We start from the raw sequence: 1,230 nt of genomic DNA on the forward strand, positions 1-1,230 counted from the left end.
GCGCGGCGTTCGGGGATGCAGATTTTGGATGCCTGTGTTGCCTGCGCGGACGGAGGAGTGTTGGGGCGCATTCTGCTATTATGGCAGGATACGTTTGCGTCGCTTGAGAAGGAAGATTCATGTCGCTATCCATCGGTATCGTCGGTTTGCCCAACGTCGGCAAGTCGACCTTGTTCACGGCCCTCACTAACAAGGGCGGCCTCGCGGCTAATTACCCGTTCGCCACCATCGAGCCCAACGTGGGCATCGTGCCCGTTCCCGACGCGCGCCTTGACGTACTGGGCGCGATCGACAAGACGGAGCGCATCGTTCCGGCCACGGTGGAGTTCGTGGACATCGCGGGCCTTGTGGCGGGAGCCAGCCAGGGCGAAGGCTTGGGTAACCAGTTCCTCGCCAACATTCGCGAGACGGATGCCATCTGCGAGGTCGTGCGCTTCTTTGGCGACCCCGATGTGGTGCACGTGGCGGGCAAGGTCGACCCGCAAAGCGACGTGGAAACCATCAAGACCGAGCTGATGCTGGCCGATATGGGCACGCTGGAAAAGGCCATTCCGCGTTTGGAGAAGGAAGCGAAGCGCGACAAGGCCGGTGCTTTGAAGCTGGAAACCGCAAAGAAGGTTCTGAGCGGTCTGGACGAGGGGCATCGAGCGCGCTCGCTTGAGCTGTCCGACGACGAGCGCGACGCATTGCACGATCTGCATTTGCTGACCATGAAGCCGATGCTCTACATCGCCAACGTGGACGAGGACCGATTGGATGCCGATCTGCCCCTGATCGATGGGTGCGCACCGGTGCCGATCAGCGCCAAAGTGGAAGCTGACCTAGCGGAACTCGACCCCGAAGAGGCGAAGGAATACCTTGCCGAGATGGGGTTGGAAGAAAGCGGGCTTGCCCGTTTGATTCGCGAGGCGTACCGCCTTTTGGGACTACAATCCTACTTCACCAGTGGTGTGCAGGAGACGCGCGCGTGGACCATTCCCCTCGGCGCGAAGGCTCCGCAGGCTGCTGGCGTCATCCATACCGATTTCGAGCGCGGCTTCATCAAGGCGGAGACCGCAGCCTACGAGGACTACGTGGCGTTCGACGGCGAGAAGGGCTGCCGCGACGCGGGCAAGCTGCGCCAAGAAGGCAAGGAGTACGTGGTGCAGGACGGCGACGTGATGCACTTCAAGTTCAACGTGTAGGGCGACGTTTGCCTGTGCAAGGAGTTGCATGACCTTTGATGAACAG

Annotated in this window: 1 protein-coding gene; it reads left to right on the forward strand. The window is 61.1% G+C overall.

Features of this window, described 5'->3' with window-relative positions:
- Positions 1–119 precede the first annotated feature (119 nt).
- On the forward strand, positions 120–1,184 hold the full coding sequence (ychF, locus tag RR842_RS08205; protein WP_332565535.1) for a redox-regulated ATPase YchF: 1,065 nt from the start codon (positions 120–122) through the stop codon (positions 1,182–1,184).
- The last annotated feature ends 46 nt before the right edge of the window (positions 1,185–1,230 follow it).

The sequence above is a fragment of the Gordonibacter sp. genome, from assembly GCF_036667095.1.
In the GTDB taxonomy this organism is placed as follows: domain Bacteria; phylum Actinomycetota; class Coriobacteriia; order Coriobacteriales; family Eggerthellaceae; genus Gordonibacter.

What these genes read in the sequence shown, in the direction of transcription:
- ychF (WP_332565535.1), top strand. Translation starts at nt 120, where the DNA reads ATGTCGCTATCCATCGGTATCGTCGGTTTGCCCAACGTCGGCAAGTCG.